Raw genomic sequence first — 14,445 nt, forward strand, 5'->3', positions numbered from 1 at the left:
TCACCGCCGCATCGAGCCATTCGCGCAGCCGGCCGCGAAACGGCCCATCCGCCTGTTGCGGACGGGCCACGCAGCGGTAGCGGCGGCGGTAAAGCGCGGCCCGGCAACGGGCCGAACGGGCCCGCCGTCCCGCCTCACGGCAGCCCGGCCGCGCGGACGATCATCACCACGCCGCCGCCGACCGCAACGCAGCCGACGAGCCGCGCTACCCGCCCACCGGCCGGCGCGAGGCGCTCGGCGGCGATCGCGACCGTCACGACCGCCATCACGCGCAGATCCATCATGCCGGCCGCCAGCGCGACCGCCATCAGGTTCCCGCAACACGCCCCGCATCGGATGGCGGCTCGCACCCCGTGCCGCCATGCCGCACCGGCCCCCGCGTGCGGCGGATGCACGCCGGTCGCCGCACGCCGGCAGCACGTCAGCCGGCGCGTCTTCCACCCGCAGAATTGCAGGACGCCTGCGGCCAATACGACCGCGCCGGCCACGAACGGCATCGCACGGCCGAGCACCGGCAGCCGTGCGGCTGCGCTCGTCAGCACGGCGCCGGCCGGAAACACGAGCGCGCCGACTGCCATCCAAACGGCGAAATACCCGGCGCCCACCACCGCGACGAGCCAGGACGAACGCGCCGCCGCCAACGGACCGGCGCCCTGCCGGTATCGCCACAGCACCGGCGCCAGCACGGGCAGCATCATCGTCACCGTCATCGCGCCCCACATGCCGGCGAACGCCGCGAACGTGCGGCCGGCGCCCCATCCGCACGGCCGCTGCCATACCGCCTGCGTCATCCAGCCGCCGGATACCGGTGCGCCGCCCATCGCGGCCATCGACGCGTGCTGCGCCACGGTCGCAACAACGGCAACCGCGAACACGGCCGCGAGCGCCACCGCGAAGGCCCGCGGATCGGGGCCCGCAGCGCCGGCCGCTGGCCGAGTCATCGCCCGCCCCCACCCGTTGCCGGCGCGCTCAGCCACGGGCGTACTCGTCATGACGGCGCCACCACGGGCCGGTTTCGTTGCGCCCGCGCGGCGCGCGATCGAGCCACTGGTACATCCCCCACAGCCCGTCGAGGCCGCGCGCATAGGTGGAATACGTGTGATAAACCGCGCCGTCCTCGCGCACGAACGCGCTCATCCCCGGCCGGTCGAGCGAATACGTAAGCGCGTCGGTGCCGCACGTCGCCGCGAACTGTACGACGGGTGCCGGCGGCGGATCCATGTCCATCGCGTGGCCGGCCCGTGCGTAGTTGTACTCGACGTCGCCCGCGCGCTGCTGCGTTTCGGTGAACGACACGTTGAAGTCGAAGTTGAAATCGCTGCCGACCGACGACGCCCACGGAAAGTGCCACCCCATGCGCTGGCGGTACGCGAGCAGCTTCGCGAGCGGCGCGCGCGACACGGCGGCGAGCGTCACGTCGTGGTTCGCCAGGTGCACGGCGAAGCCGTCGAAACCGTCGGCAATCGACGAACACGACGGGCAGCCGGCCTGGTAGTCGGGGCCGAACATGAAGTGATAGACGAGCAATTGCGAGCGGTCGAGAAACAGGTCATCGAGCGTTGCCTGCCCGTCTTCGGTGTCGAACCGGTAGGTCTTGTCGACGCGCACCCAGGGCAGCACCTGGCGTCGCCGCGCGAGTTCGTCGCTTTGCCGCGTCAGCGCCTTTTCCGCGTCGAGCAGCGCGCGGCGTTCGGCCAGCCATTCGTCGCGGGTTCCGGTGAGATGGGTCGTCATGGCGGGTTCCTCCTTCCGATGGGTATCCGGGCACGGCGTCCGGTGCCGTGTGCGTGGTGCTAGATTAGGGGCGGGCATCGGACCGGAGGGAGTGACAAGTGTGTCGGGATTCGGATGGATTCGCTGATCACCGCGGCCGCGCGCGCGCTCGCGGCCGGTGACGCGCTCGGCGCGCTGAACCGCGTCGCGCTGCGCGACGATGCGCCGGCGCTCGCGCTGCGCGGGATCGCCATGGCGCAGCTCGGTGATTTCGAACGGGCTCGCGCACTGGTGCGCGGCGCCGCGCGTGCGTTCGGCGCCAGGGAGGCCGTGGCGCGTGCGCGCTGCGTCGTCGCGGAAGCGGAGATCGCGCTCGCGTCGCGCGACCTGCGCTGGCCGACGCGCGCGCTCGATGCCGCATGCGCGACGCTCGACGCGCACGGCGACCGCGCCAACGCCGCGCATGCGCGCTATCTCGGCGTGCGCCGGCTGCTGCTGATCGGCCAGCTCGACGACGCCGAGCGGATGCTCGCGAATCTCGATCCTGCGCCGCTGCCGGCTGCATCGCGCGCCGCCCATGAGCTGATCACGGCCGGCATCGCGATGCGCCGCATCCGCACGTACGCGGCCCGCGCAGCGCTTGCCCGTGCGCGCGCAGCCGCCCGCGACGCCGGCATCGCCGCGCTGACGGCCGAGGTCGAGGCCGCGGCACGCGTGCTCGACGCCCCGGCCGCGCGCCTCATCGCGCGCGGTACATCGCGGCTCGTGCAACTCGATGAAGTCGAGACGCTATTCGCGTCGAACGCGCTCGTCGTCGATGCGTGCCGTCACACGGTGCGCGATGCGCGCACGATCGTGTCGCTCGCGCGGCGGCCGGTGCTGTTCGTGCTCGCCCGCGCGCTCGGCGAGGCCTGGCCGGCCGACGTGTCGCGCAACGCGCTCGTCGCCGTCGCGTTCCGCGCGAAACACGCGGACGAATCGCATCGCGCACGACTGCGCGTCGAGATCGGCCGGCTGCGCGCGGTGCTGCGGCCGCTCGCGAACGTCGTCGCCACGCCGCGCGGCTTCGCGCTCGAACCGCTCGGCATACGCGAGACCGTCGTGCTGGCGCGCCCGGTCGACGATCGCCACGCGGCCGTGCTCGCGCTCCTCGCCGATGGCGAAGCGTGGTCGAGCTCCGCGCTGGCGCTGGCCCTCGGCGCAAGCCAGCGCACCGTGCAGCGCGCGCTCGACGCACTCGCCGAAGCCGACAAGGTCCAGGCGCTCGGCCGCGGCCGCGCGCGCCGATGGATGACGCCGCCATTGCCCGGTTTCGCGACGACCTTGTTACTCCCTGCCCCGCTGCGGGCCGATTAGGATGACCGCATCGAACGACGAGGTAACGAACATGAAACGCTCCCGAGCAGACATCCTTCGCGAATACGGCCCGTTTCCGGGCGTCGACGGCGTACACGGCGTCACGTACGACGGGCAGTACGTGTGGTACGCGTCCGGCGACAAGCTGAATGCGCTCGACCCGGAACGCGGCACGACCGTCCGCTCGCTCGACGTCGCCGCGCATGCGGGCACGGCGTTCGACGGCCGGCACCTGTACCAGATCGTCGAGGACCGCATCGAGAAGATCGATCCCGAATCGGGCCGCGTGCTCGCGACGATCCCCGCTCCGGGCAACGGCGGCGATTCCGGGCTGGCCTGGGCCGAAGGCGCGCTGTGGGTCGGCCAGTACCGCGAACGCAAGATTCACCAGGTGGATCCGCAAACGGGCGCCGTGCTGCGCACGATCGAATCGAACCGCTTCGTCACCGGCGTGACGTGGGTCGATGGCGAGCTGTGGCACGGCACCTGGGAAGCCGACCAGGCCGACCTGCGGCACATCGATCCGCGCACCGGCCAGGTGCTCGAGCAGATCGACATGCCGGCAGGCGTCGGCGTATCGGGGCTCGAATCCGACGGCCACGACTGCTTCTACTGCGGCGGCGGCAACAGCGGCACGTTGCGCACCGTGCGTCGGCCCGCGCGGGCCGGGGCGTCGGGCAACAAAGCAGGCGCCTCGCCCGATTCGGCTGACGAATGATTCGCAGCCTGCCGTGATCGCTCCCGGGCGCGGCACGCCCGCACTCCGCCCTGCGCCGAGTGCAGGAATGAACAAGACGACGTGGCGGCCGCATCGCTAAGCTGCGCGCTCGTCAGTCATGTGTTCGGAGCGGTCGATGCGACGCGGTGTGGTCTATGGTGTTTTGGCAGGTGCCCTGTGGGGCATGGTGTTTCTCGTTCCTCGGCTGCTGACCGACTTCTCGCCGCTGCTGCTGAGCGCCGGTCGCTACGCGATGTACGGCCTCGTGTCGCTGGCGGCCGCGCTGCCGGCCGCCCGCTCGCTGCTCGCGCGGCTGACCCGCGAGGATCTCATCGCGCTGGTCAGGCTCGCCGTCGTCGGCAACGTCGCGTACTACATGCTGCTGTCCGGCGCCGTGCACCTGATCGGCATCGCGCCCAGTTCGCTGATCGTCGGCGTGCTGCCCGTCACGGTCACGCTCGCGGGCCTCGGCGACCACGGCGCCGTGCCGCTGCGGCGGCTCGCCGCCCCGCTTGCGCTGGTGATCGCGGGCATCGTCTGCATCAACGTCGACCTGTTCACGTCCGAGGCCGCGCATGCGACGACGCTCGGCCAGAAGCTCGCGGGCATCGCCTGCGCGGCCGGCGCGCTCGCGAGCTGGACCTGGTATGCGGTCGCGAACGCACGCTATCTGCAGCGCCATCATCATTTCGGCGGCAACGAGTGGTCGGTGCTGTGGGGTGTCGTGACGGGCCTGATCGGCGGGCTCGTCTGGATCGCGATCGTCGCGCTGCCGGCCGGCGCCGTGCAGGCGTCGGTGCCAGCGTCGCGCTGGCAGCTGTTCTGGCTGCTGAACCTGGTGCTCGCGATCGGCGCATCGTGGCTCGGCAACGGGCTGTGGAATGCCGCGTCGAAGCGGCTGCCGCTCACGCTGTCGGGCCAGCTGATCGTGTTCGAAACCGTGTTCGCGATGCTTTACGCGTTCGTGTACGACCAGCGGATGCCGCATGCACTCGAGATCGCCGCGCTGGTGCTGCTGCTCGCGGGCGTCTACGGATCGGTGCGGCAGCACGGCGACACGCCCGCCGGCAGCGATACGTCGGGAAGCGCTCCCGCAAACGCGAATGCCGCGGCCCACTGAGCGCCGCGGCGTTCGATCAGACGCATCGCGAGCCTGAAGCCTCGAACCGGCCCGCGTCAGCGCGCGTCCTTGTGCATCCACTTGCGGCCCTCGATGGAGCCGGCGCGGCGCGACTTGTCGACGCGCCGCTGGCGCGCGAGCTTCGGATCGACGATCAACGGGCGGTAGATCTCGACGCGGTCGTGGTCGGCGAGCGGTGCATCGAGCGGCGCCAGCTTGCCGTACACGCCCGTCTTCGCGTTCGCGAGATCGATTTCCGGGTGCAGCGCGAGCACGCCGCTCGCATCGATCGCCGAACGAATGGTCGCCCCGTCGGGCAGCGACAGCGGAATCAGCGTCTGGCGATCCGGCAGCGCGTAGCAGACTTCGATCGACAGCATCGCGTCACCCCTTCCCGTAGCGCTGGTCGGCGCGCTTCACGAACGAATCGACGAACGTGTTCGCGATATGGCTGAACACGGGCCCGATGATCTTCTCGAGCAGGATGCTCGAGAACTCGTAGTGCAGCGCGAATTCGATCTTGCAGGCATCGGCACGCAGTGCCGTGAAGCGCCACGAGCCCGTGAACTTCTTGAACGGGCCGTCCGTGAACTCCATGTCGATCCGCGTCGGGCGCTGCTGCGTGTTGCGCGTCGCGAAATGCTGCTTGATGCCCTTGAAGTTGATGTCGATGCGCGCTTCCATCCCGCTCTCGTCCTGACGGCGAATCTCGACACCGCCGCACCAGGGCAGGAAATTGGGGTAGTCGGCCACGTCGGTGACGAGGTCGAACATCTGTTCCGCCGAATGACGGATCAATACGGTTTTCTGGACATCTGCCATAAATCGCGCGGCATCGCTCAAAGTGAGAACGCAAGCCGGGCGATTCCCGCCCCGCTTTGCTAAAATCGTGATTTTAAACGAGTTGGCCCGATCCTTTCATGAGCATCATCGACAACAGGAAAGCGCACTTCGATTATCACATCGAGGAACGCTACGAGGCGGGGCTCGTGCTCGAGGGCTGGGAAGTCAAGGCGCTGCGCGCCGGGCGCGGCCAGATCAAGGAAGGTTACGTCGTGATCAAGCACGCCGAGATCTTCCTGATCGGTACCCATATCAGCCCGCTGCCCGAGGCTTCGACCCACATCACGCCCGACCCGGTTCGCACGCGCAAGCTGCTGCTGCACCGCGAGGAAATCAAGAAACTGATCGGCAAGGTCGAGCAGCGCGGCTACACGCTCGTGCCGCTGAACTTCCACTACAAGGGCGGTCGCGTGAAGTGCGACATCGCGCTCGCGAAGGGCAAGAAGCTGCACGACAAGCGCGAAACCGAGAAGAAGCGCGACTGGGAACGCGAAAAGGCACGCATCATGCGCGCCGGCACCTGACCCGCGCGACACGCATCACACACGACACGGCCCGCTCGAAGCGGGCCGTGTTGCTTGGGTGTCAGGTGAATCGGGCACGCCAGGGACAAGAGCGATCCCAGGCACGCCGCCGGTTGCGGCCGAAGAAAGGTGCCGACGACGGCACCGCACGGGCATCATCCGCCTCCCGCTGCGCGACGATTCGTCGCACGCCGATCACACGCGGCGGCCGCCGGCGGCCCGCGCCGATCCGGACTCAGGCCTTCCCGCCCGACGCGGCCCCCGCGCTCTTGACGATCGTCAGCGCCGACGAGATCGCCGTGCCGAGATCCGACAGGTTCGCCGGCACGATCAGCGTGTTGCCCTGCTTCGCGAGATTCGAGAATGCGCTGACATACTGCTCGGCTACCTTCAGGTTCACCGCATCCATCCCGCCCTGCGATTGCATCGCGTTCGCGATCTTCTGGATCGCCTGCGCGTTCGCCTCGGCCACCGCCAGGATCGCGGCGGCCTCGCCCTGCGCCTGGTTGATCGCAGCCTGCCGCTCGCCTTCGGATTTCTGGATCGCCGCTTCGCGCGCACCCGACGCGAGGTTGATCTGCTCCTGCTTGCGGCCTTCGGATGCGGCGATCAGCGCACGCTTTTCACGTTCCGCGGTGATCTGCGCCTGCATCGCGTGCAGGATTTCCTTCGGCGGCGTCAGGTCCTTGATCTCGTAGCGCAGGACCTTCACCCCCCAGTTCGCCGCGGCCTGATCGAGCGCCGACACGATGTTGTGGTTGATGAAGTCGCGCTCCTCGAACGTCTTGTCGAGCTCGAGCTTGCCGACCACCGAGCGCAACGTCGTTTGCGCGAGCTGCGTGATCGCGAGCACGAAGTTGCTCGACCCGTACGACGCCTTCATCGGATCGGTCACCTGGAAATACAGCACGCCGTCGACCTGCAGCTGCGTGTTGTCGCGCGTGATACAGACCTGGCTCGGCACGTCGAGCGGGATTTCCTTCAGCACGTGCCGGTATGCGATGCGATCGACGAACGGCAGCACGATGTTCAGGCCGGGCGACAGCGTCGCGTGATAGCGCCCGAAGCGTTCGAGCACCCACGCATGCTGCTGCGGCACGATCTTCACCGTCTTCGACACGATCACGATCGCGATGACGAGCAGGACAACCCAGATGATCAGCGAATCCATGAAATATTCCCTCCTTGTTGTATCGGCGGACGATCAGCCCGCGGGTTTCGCCACGACCACGAGACAATTGCCGCGCACGGCACTCACCTGGTACACGTGCGCATCGTCGCGCTCGCCGTTCTCGAGCTCGACGTCCCAGTCGGCGCCGCGATACTGCACGCGCGCGCGGCGATCACGCCACGCGTCGACCGTGACGGTCGCGCCGATATCGAGATTGACGTCGGGATTCGTCGACGTGTCGCGCTTCTGCTTGCGGCCAAGCCCCGAACGCCGCAACACGACCATCGCGACGATCGCGACCACGGCCGCCGCACCGAACTGCACGTGCGGCGCGAAACCGGCCAGCTGCAGCAGCCCGCCCGCGAGAAAGCCGAGCGCGATCATCAGCAGGTAGAACGTGCCCGTCAGCAACTCGGCCACGACCAGCACGCCCACCGCGACCCACCAGAACAGATGCCCCGACATCATTGTGGTCTCCAGAAAAACATCTCCCGCGCTTACTTGCGTGGCATGGAACCAGAATACGCGCTGAAGCGCTGTTCCGGATCGATTTGTTCGTGGCTCCCGGGCGTGCGGTCGACAGGCTCGGGCAGCCCGGTTCGTACCGACAAACAAAAACACCCCGGTGGCTACCGGGGTGTTTATAGCATGAACCTTGCAATTTGCCTTCACTGAAGGAGCGGCAGCGCCGCTCCTTCGTCGATGGCACGTTACCGACCGTTACTTCCGGTTGGCGAGCGCCTGCCACGTATCGATGATCGTGTCGGGGTTCAGCGAGATCGACACGATGCCTTCGTCCGTCAGCCATTGCGCGAAGTCCGGGTGATCGGACGGGCCCTGGCCGCAGATGCCGACGTACTTGCCCATCTTGCGGCAGGTATCGATCGCGCGCTTCAGCAGGAACTTGACGGCCGGGTCGCGTTCGTCGAAGTCGACAGCCAGCAGTTCCATGCCCGAGTCGCGGTCGAGGCCGAGCGTGAGCTGCGTGAGGTCGTTCGAGCCGATCGAGAAGCCGTCGAAGAACTGCAGGAAATCTTCGGCGAGAATCGCGTTGGTCGGGACTTCGCACATCATCACGAGACGCAGGCCGTTTTCGCCGCGCTTCAGGCCGAACTTCTCGAGCAGGCCGACGACGCGCTCCGCCTGCTTCACGGTACGCACGAACGGCACCATGATCTCGACGTTGGTCAGGCCCATCTCGTCACGCACGCGCTTCAGTGCACGGCACTCCATCTCGAACGCCTGCGCGAAGTCTTCAGCGATGTAACGCGACGCGCCGCGGAAGCCCAGCATCGGGTTTTCCTCGTCCGGCTCGTAACGCGAACCGCCGATCAGCTTCTTGTACTCGTTCGACTTGAAGTCGGACAGACGCACGATCACGGGCTTCGGATAGAACGCCGCCGCGATCGTCGCGACACCTTCCGTCAGCTTGTCGACGTAGAACTGACGCGGCGATGCGTGACCGCGCGCGACGCTCTCGACGGCCTTCTTCAGGTCCTGGTCGATGTTCGGGTACTCGAGGATCGCCTTCGGGTGAACGCCGATGTTGTTGTTGATGATGAACTCGAGACGCGCGAGACCCACGCCGCCGTTCGGCAGTTGCGAGAAGTCGAACGCGAGCTGCGGGTTGCCGACGTTCATCATGATCTTGACCGGGATTTCCGGCAGTTCGCCGCGCTGCACTTCCGTGACTTCCGTCTCGAGCAGGCCGTCGTAGATCTTGCCTTCGTCGCCTTCCGCGCACGACACGGTGACGAGCGCGCCGTCCTTCAGGATGTCGGTCGCGTCGCCGCAGCCGACGACTGCCGGCACGCCGAGTTCACGCGCGATGATCGCCGCGTGGCAGGTCCGGCCGCCACGGTTCGTGACGATCGCGGCTGCACGCTTCATCACCGGCTCCCAGTTCGGGTCGGTCATGTCGGCCACCAGCACGTCGCCCGGCTGCACGCGTTCCATTTCCGACGGATCCTGGATCACGCGCACGGGGCCCGCACCGATCTTCTGGCCGATCGCACGGCCCGTTGCCAGCACCTGCGACTGCCCCTTCAGCTTGAAGCGCTGCTCGGCCTTGCCGCTCGCCTGGCTCTTCACGGTTTCCGGGCGTGCCTGCAGGATGAAGATCTTGCCGTCGCGGCCGTCCTTGCCCCACTCGATGTCCATCGGACGCTGGTAGTGCTTCTCGATGATGACCGCGTACTTCGCGAGCTCGATCACGTCTTCGTCGGTGATCGAGTAGCGGTTGCGCTGCTCGTGCGGCACGTCGACCGTCTTCACGCGGCCCGGCTCGCCCGGCTGCGTGAATTCCATCTTGATCAGCTTCGAGCCGATCGAGCGGCGGATGATCGGGTACTTGTCCTGCGCGAGCGTCGTCTTGAACACGTAGAACTCGTCCGGGTTCACTGCGCCCTGCACGACGGTTTCGCCCAGGCCGTAGCTCGACGTGATGAACACGGCGTCCTTGAAGCCCGATTCGGTGTCGATCGTGAACATCACGCCGGCCGCGCCGACGTCCGAGCGGACCATGCGCTGCACGCCGGCCGACAGCGCGACTTCCGCGTGCGTGAAGCCCTTGTGCACGCGATACGAGATCGCGCGGTCGTTGTACAGCGACGCGAACACGTGCTTCATGCGGTCGAGCACGTCGTCGATGCCGACGACGTTCAGGTACGACTCCTGCTGGCCGGCGAACGATGCGTCGGGCAGGTCTTCCGCGGTCGCGGACGAACGCACGGCGAACGACAGCTCGCCCGGCGAGCTGTTCTTCAGGGTTTCGAACTGCTCACGAATTTCCTGCTCGAGACGTGCCTGCATCGGCGCCTCGACGATCCACTTGCGGATTTCGGCGCCTGCTTCGGCGAGCGCCTTCACGTCGTCGATGTCGAGCGACTCGAGACGCTTGGCGATGCGGTCGGTAAGGTCGTTGTGCTTGAGGAAATCGCGGAACGCGAGCGCGGTCGTGGCGAAACCGGTGGGTACGCGAACGCCTGCCTCGGAAAGCTGGCTGATCATTTCGCCCAGCGACGCATTCTTGCCGCCGACGATCTCCACATCAGTCATCCGCAACTGCTCGAACGGAATTACATACGCCTGGTCCTTTGCGACGTTTGCTGCGTTAGTCATACAAGCCCCTAAGTGTGAAAAAAATGCTCGATTGCGCAAGTGGGCTTGGACGCGGGCGCTTGCAAAAAGGCGCGGCGCGTCTTGCGCAACCTGTTGGAGAAACAATCGCAGCGGCGGATGATCTTCCGACCCGATTTGCAAAAATCCCGGCAGAAGAGCGATATTTTCAGACAAATCGCCAAACTTGCCGGGAATTTTGGAATCGATCGGCGAAGCCTGGGGCGCCGTACGCGCCCTGCCCCCGCAATTGCTTATCCAACAGGTTGCCGCTATTCTACCGTGCCGGCTGCCGGATGTGGCGCGACCTTGTCACTGCGTCTGGAGGCGAACCTCCAGCCGCCCGCGCAACCGCCCTTCACGCTCGACGCCCAGATTCATGCTGCCTACCGTATTCATCGTCTCCGACGGCACCGGGATCACTGCCGAAACCTTCGCGCATTCGATCCTCTCCCAGTTCGACCAGAAATTCCGTCTCGTGCGCGTGCCGTTCGTCGACTCGCTCGACAAGGCCTATGCGACCGTCGAGAAGATCAACGAGGCCGCCGTGCACGACGGCCGCCGCGCGATCGTGTTCACGACGCTCGTCGACAGCGAGTCGAACGACATCGTCAAGCGCTCGAACGCACTCGTGCTCGACATGTTCCAGCGCTTCGTCGAACCGCTCGAGCAGGAACTGGAGCTCAAGTCGAGCCACGCGATGGGCCGCGGCCACCAGAACGCGGACACCGAGGAATACAAGACCCGGATCGAGGCGATCAACTTCTCGCTCGCGCACGACGACGGCCAGTCGAACCGCAATCTGTCGGAAGCCGACGTGATCCTCGTCGGCGTGTCGCGCAGCGGCAAGACGCCGACGAGCCTGTATCTCGCGATGCAGTACGGCGTGAAGGCGGCCAACTATCCGCTGATTCCGGAAGATTTCGAGCGCGGCAAGCTGCCGTCGGCGCTCGCCGCGTACAGCGAGAAGCTGTTCGGGCTGTCGATCGACCCGCAGCGCCTGTCCGAGATCCGTAACGAGCGCCGGCCGGGCAGCAAATACGCGGCGCCCGAGAACTGCCGCTACGAGATCAACGAAGCCGAAGCGATGATGCGCCGCGAGGGGATCAAGTGGCTGTCGTCGACGCACAAGTCGATCGAGGAAATCGCGACGACGATCCTGCAGGAAATCCGCCTCGACCGGCAGTCGTACTAAGCCCGAGCGCTGGCGGCCGCCTGGTCGCCACTGGAAACGAAAAGGCCGCGTTCGACGCGGCCTTTTTCATGGTGTTGAGCGATCACGCGTGTGGCGTCACGCACGCCGCTGTTGACGCACCTGCTCGAACAGGCAGACCGCGGCCGCGGCCGCGACGTTCAGCGACTCCATCCCGCCCGGTTGCGGGATCGTCACGCGATGCGTGGCCGCGTCGCGCCAGAACGCCGACACGCCCGCCCCCTCGTTGCCGAACACCCAGGCAACCGGCCCCGACAGGTCGCAGTCATAGACTGCCTGCGCGCCGTGCGAGTCGGTCAGCGCCACCGGCACCGCGAGGCGCTCGGCGAGCGCGCCGGCTTCGACGTCCTCGTGGATCGACAGCAGGAAATGCGCGCCCATGCCCGATCGCAGCACCTTCGACGACCACGCATACGCGGTGCCCGGTGCACAGAACACGTGACGCACGCCTGCGGCCGCCGCGCTGCGCAGGATCGAACCGACGTTGCCGGCGTCCTGCACACCGTCGAGCACGACCGACGACTGCGTCACGCGCGCCGGCAGCGGCTGTGCCGGCCGGTCGACGAGCAGCAGGAAGCCGACGCCGTTGACGACGTTCGACAACTGCCCGAACAGCGCATCGGGCAGCGTGACGATCCGTTGCGCATCGATGCGTGCGACGATCGCCTGGGCCTCCGCGTGGCCGAGTGCGCCTTCGGTCGTGACGCACAGCTCGGGCGTCGCGCCCGTATCGAGGTATGCGCTCGCGAGATGGAATCCTTCGAGCAGCGCCTGGCCGCCGCGGCGCTGATGGGACGTCGAACCCGCGAGCGCCTTCAGGCGCTTGTACAGCGGATTGTCGCGGGAAGTGATGCTTTTCATCGAATCAGGTCGAGTGCCGCACGAACCGGCGCGAACGAGCGCCGATGCGCTTCGCACGGGCCGTGCTCGCGCAGCGCGGCAAGGTGTTTCACGGTGCCGTAGCCCGCATGCACGTTGAAGCCGTACACCGGGAAACGTTCGTGCAGGTCGACGAGCATGCGGTCACGGGTGACCTTCGCGAGGATCGACGCGGCCGAGATGCTCGGCACGAGCGCGTCGCCGCTGACGATCGCCTCGGCACGCACGGTCAGCGTCGGGCAGCGGTTGCCGTCGATCTGCGCGAGCGTCGGCAGGACCGACAGCCCTTCGACCGCCCGCTTCATCGCGAGCATCGTCGCGTGCAGGATGTTCAGCGTGTCGATCTCGTCGACGCTCGCCGACGCGACGCAATACGACACCGAGCGCGCGACGATCAGCTCGTACAGCGCATCGCGCTTCTTCGCGGACAGCGCCTTCGAATCGTCGAGCCCGACGATCGGCTGCGCCGGATCGAGGATCACCGCGGCGGCCACCACCGGCCCCGCGAGCGGGCCGCGGCCCGCTTCGTCGACACCGCAGACGATTTCGTCGGGACGGCTGAAATCGAAACCGCCCTGCACGTCGCTCGACGCGCGGCGGCGTGGTGCACGGACTGCTGTCATGCGCGCCCCTTGCGTTGTTCGAGCACGCGCACGACCGCTTCGGCCGCCTTCGCGGCCGTGTTCTGCCGCAGCGAAAGATGCATTTCGGTAAAGACTTCGGTCAGCGTACGGCGGTTCGCATCGTCGCGCAGCTGCGTGAGCGTCGCATCGGCGAGCGCCTCGGGCGTCGCGAAATGCTGCAGCAGCTCGGGCACGACGAAACGCCCCGCCAGGATGTTCGGCAAGCCGACGTACGGCAGGTAACCCTGCCGGCGCATGATCTGCCCGGTCAGCCAGGGCACCTTGTACGAGATCACCATCGGCTTCTTCAGCAGCGCAGCTTCCAGCGTGACCGTGCCGCTCTTCACGAGGATCGCGTCGGCAGCCGTCATCGCGACCTGCGAGCGGCCGTCGGTGATCGTCAGCGCGAGCTGCGGATGCGCGTCGACGAGCGGCTGCAGCAGCGCACGCAGCGCGGGCGTGGCCGCCGGCATCACGAACCGTACGCCGGGCTCGCGCTGCTGCATCAGCGCCATCGCCGCGAAGAAGGTCGGGCCGATCAGTGCGATTTCCGAGCGCCGGCTGCCCGGCAACACGGCGATCACCGGGCCCTCGGCCGGCAGTCCGAGCGCGATGCGCGCGCCGTGCGTGTCGGGCTCGAGCGGAATCTCGTCGGCGAGCGGATGGCCGACGTAGGTCGAGGCAACGCCTGCCTTGTCGAGAATCGCCGGTTCGAACGGGAACAGGCACAGCATGTGATCGACGGACTTCGCGATCTTCTTGATCCGGCCGCCGCGCCACGCCCAGATCGACGGGCACACGAAGTGGATCGACGGTATGCCCGCGTCGCGCGCCGCCTGTTCGACGCTGAAGTTGAAATCGGGCGCATCGACGCCGATGAACGCGTCCGGCCGCTCGGCGAGCAACTGGCGCTTCAGCTCGCCGCGAATCCGCAGGATCTCGGGAATCTGGCCCAGCGCCTCGACATAGCCGCGCACGGTCAGCTTGTCCATCTGCCAGTGCGAGTCGAAGCCCTGCGCGATCATGCGCGGCCCGCCGATCCCGTAGTACTGGGCCGATTCGGGCAGGCGCTCGCGCAGCCCGCCGAGCAGCGACGCGCCGAGCAGGTCGCCCGACGGTTCGCCGGCCACCATCGCGAGCCGGAGCTGAGTGGTCGGAAGCGGCATCG

At 67.4% G+C, this 14,445-nt stretch carries 15 protein-coding genes; 5 read left to right on the top strand and 10 right to left on the bottom strand.

The annotated features are described in order from the left end of the window. Positions 1–134: 134 nt before the first annotated feature. On the bottom strand, positions 135–941 hold the full coding sequence (locus CFB47_RS11715) for a DUF2182 domain-containing protein (RefSeq protein WP_089461225.1): 807 nt from the start codon (positions 939–941) through the stop codon (positions 135–137). Positions 942–969: 28 nt separating this feature from the next. After that, a complete protein-coding gene (locus CFB47_RS11720) occupies positions 970–1,734 on the bottom strand; it encodes a DUF899 domain-containing protein (protein WP_089461226.1) in 765 nt (254 codons plus the stop codon). Positions 1,735–1,848: 114 nt separating this feature from the next. Between CFB47_RS11720 and CFB47_RS11725 the strand changes: the two genes are divergently transcribed. The 3 genes from CFB47_RS11725 to CFB47_RS11735 all read left to right on the top strand — a co-directional run bounded on the left by CFB47_RS11725 (position 1,849) and on the right by CFB47_RS11735 (position 4,907). Further along, the gene (locus CFB47_RS11725; protein WP_089461227.1) at positions 1,849–3,069 is read left to right on the top strand and encodes a helix-turn-helix domain-containing protein; all 1,221 of its coding nucleotides are present in this window, start codon (positions 1,849–1,851) and stop codon (positions 3,067–3,069) included. A gap of 31 nt (positions 3,070–3,100) precedes the next feature. Then, positions 3,101–3,787: a DUF5074 domain-containing protein gene (locus CFB47_RS11730; RefSeq protein ID WP_089461419.1), complete on the top strand. Its 687-nt coding sequence runs from the start codon at positions 3,101–3,103 to the stop codon at positions 3,785–3,787. A 136-nt stretch (positions 3,788–3,923) separates the two neighbouring features. Beyond that, positions 3,924–4,907: a DMT family transporter gene (locus CFB47_RS11735; RefSeq protein WP_089461420.1), complete on the top strand. Its 984-nt coding sequence runs from the start codon at positions 3,924–3,926 to the stop codon at positions 4,905–4,907. Between the two features lie 56 nt (positions 4,908–4,963). Here the strand turns inward: CFB47_RS11735 and CFB47_RS11740 are convergent, their stop codons facing one another. Further along, complete coding sequence (locus CFB47_RS11740) at positions 4,964–5,287, bottom strand: RnfH family protein (protein ID WP_089461228.1); 324 nt, start codon at positions 5,285–5,287, stop codon at positions 4,964–4,966. Between the two features lie 4 nt (positions 5,288–5,291). Then, complete coding sequence (locus CFB47_RS11745) at positions 5,292–5,729, bottom strand: type II toxin-antitoxin system RatA family toxin (RefSeq protein WP_034188832.1); 438 nt, start codon at positions 5,727–5,729, stop codon at positions 5,292–5,294. A gap of 98 nt (positions 5,730–5,827) precedes the next feature. Between CFB47_RS11745 and smpB the strand changes: the two genes are divergently transcribed. Beyond that, a complete protein-coding gene (gene smpB, locus CFB47_RS11750) occupies positions 5,828–6,274 on the top strand; it encodes an SsrA-binding protein SmpB (RefSeq protein ID WP_089440428.1) in 447 nt (148 codons plus the stop codon). A 235-nt stretch (positions 6,275–6,509) separates the two neighbouring features. On the opposite strand, the gene CFB47_RS11755 is transcribed toward smpB, so the two are convergent. From CFB47_RS11755 to ppsA, 3 genes are all read right to left on the bottom strand, one after another. Then, positions 6,510–7,445: an SPFH domain-containing protein gene (locus tag CFB47_RS11755; RefSeq protein ID WP_039342757.1), complete on the bottom strand. Its 936-nt coding sequence runs from the start codon at positions 7,443–7,445 to the stop codon at positions 6,510–6,512. Between the two features lie 33 nt (positions 7,446–7,478). Next, on the bottom strand, positions 7,479–7,913 hold the full coding sequence (locus CFB47_RS11760) for an NfeD family protein (RefSeq protein WP_089440429.1): 435 nt from the start codon (positions 7,911–7,913) through the stop codon (positions 7,479–7,481). Positions 7,914–8,165: 252 nt separating this feature from the next. After that, positions 8,166–10,565, bottom strand: a complete 2,400-nt coding sequence (gene ppsA / locus CFB47_RS11765) for a phosphoenolpyruvate synthase (RefSeq protein ID WP_089456420.1) — start codon at positions 10,563–10,565, stop codon at positions 8,166–8,168. 376 nt (positions 10,566–10,941) lie between these two features. On the opposite strand from ppsA, the gene CFB47_RS11770 reads away from it, so the two are divergent. After that, complete coding sequence (locus tag CFB47_RS11770) at positions 10,942–11,757, top strand: pyruvate, water dikinase regulatory protein (protein ID WP_011352445.1); 816 nt, start codon at positions 10,942–10,944, stop codon at positions 11,755–11,757. Between the two features lie 96 nt (positions 11,758–11,853). On the opposite strand, the gene CFB47_RS11775 is transcribed toward CFB47_RS11770, so the two are convergent. The 3 genes from CFB47_RS11775 to lpxB are packed head-to-tail and all read right to left on the bottom strand — an operon-like array spanning position 11,854 to position 14,443. After that, a complete protein-coding gene (locus CFB47_RS11775; protein WP_069248269.1) occupies positions 11,854–12,636 on the bottom strand; it encodes an RNA methyltransferase in 783 nt (260 codons plus the stop codon). Further along, positions 12,633–13,277 carry a ribonuclease HII gene (gene rnhB / locus CFB47_RS11780; RefSeq protein WP_089461229.1) on the bottom strand — a complete coding sequence of 215 codons (645 nt, stop codon included), beginning with the start codon at positions 13,275–13,277 and terminating at the stop codon, positions 12,633–12,635. Before rnhB ends, CFB47_RS11775 begins: the two co-directional genes overlap by 4 nt. Further along, positions 13,274–14,443, bottom strand: a complete 1,170-nt coding sequence (lpxB, locus tag CFB47_RS11785; protein WP_089456422.1) for a lipid-A-disaccharide synthase — start codon at positions 14,441–14,443, stop codon at positions 13,274–13,276. The genes rnhB and lpxB overlap by 4 nt, the downstream gene beginning before the upstream one ends. Positions 14,444–14,445 lie beyond the last annotated feature (2 nt).

Source organism: Burkholderia sp. AU27893 (assembly GCF_002223205.1).
Taxonomy (GTDB): domain Bacteria; phylum Pseudomonadota; class Gammaproteobacteria; order Burkholderiales; family Burkholderiaceae; genus Burkholderia.

What these genes read in the sequence shown, in the direction of transcription:
- ppsA (WP_089456420.1), bottom strand. Translation starts at nt 10,565, where the DNA reads ATGACTAACGCAGCAAACGTCGCAAAGGACCAGGCGTATGTAATTCCG.
- lpxB (WP_089456422.1), bottom strand. Translation starts at nt 14,443, where the DNA reads ATGCCGCTTCCGACCACTCAGCTCCGGCTCGCGATGGTGGCCGGCGAA.
- CFB47_RS11770 (WP_011352445.1), top strand. Translation starts at nt 10,942, where the DNA reads ATGCTGCCTACCGTATTCATCGTCTCCGACGGCACCGGGATCACTGCC.
- CFB47_RS11730 (WP_089461419.1), top strand. Translation starts at nt 3,101, where the DNA reads ATGAAACGCTCCCGAGCAGACATCCTTCGCGAATACGGCCCGTTTCCG.
- CFB47_RS11745 (WP_034188832.1), bottom strand. Translation starts at nt 5,729, where the DNA reads ATGGCAGATGTCCAGAAAACCGTATTGATCCGTCATTCGGCGGAACAG.
- smpB (WP_089440428.1), top strand. Translation starts at nt 5,828, where the DNA reads ATGAGCATCATCGACAACAGGAAAGCGCACTTCGATTATCACATCGAG.
- CFB47_RS11740 (WP_089461228.1), bottom strand. Translation starts at nt 5,287, where the DNA reads ATGCTGTCGATCGAAGTCTGCTACGCGCTGCCGGATCGCCAGACGCTG.
- CFB47_RS11775 (WP_069248269.1), bottom strand. Translation starts at nt 12,636, where the DNA reads ATGAAAAGCATCACTTCCCGCGACAATCCGCTGTACAAGCGCCTGAAG.
- CFB47_RS11715 (WP_089461225.1), bottom strand. Translation starts at nt 941, where the DNA reads ATGACTCGGCCAGCGGCCGGCGCTGCGGGCCCCGATCCGCGGGCCTTC.
- CFB47_RS11735 (WP_089461420.1), top strand. Translation starts at nt 3,924, where the DNA reads ATGCGACGCGGTGTGGTCTATGGTGTTTTGGCAGGTGCCCTGTGGGGC.
- rnhB (WP_089461229.1), bottom strand. Translation starts at nt 13,277, where the DNA reads ATGACAGCAGTCCGTGCACCACGCCGCCGCGCGTCGAGCGACGTGCAG.
- CFB47_RS11755 (WP_039342757.1), bottom strand. Translation starts at nt 7,445, where the DNA reads ATGGATTCGCTGATCATCTGGGTTGTCCTGCTCGTCATCGCGATCGTG.
- CFB47_RS11720 (WP_089461226.1), bottom strand. Translation starts at nt 1,734, where the DNA reads ATGACGACCCATCTCACCGGAACCCGCGACGAATGGCTGGCCGAACGC.
- CFB47_RS11725 (WP_089461227.1), top strand. Translation starts at nt 1,849, where the DNA reads ATGGATTCGCTGATCACCGCGGCCGCGCGCGCGCTCGCGGCCGGTGAC.
- CFB47_RS11760 (WP_089440429.1), bottom strand. Translation starts at nt 7,913, where the DNA reads ATGATGTCGGGGCATCTGTTCTGGTGGGTCGCGGTGGGCGTGCTGGTC.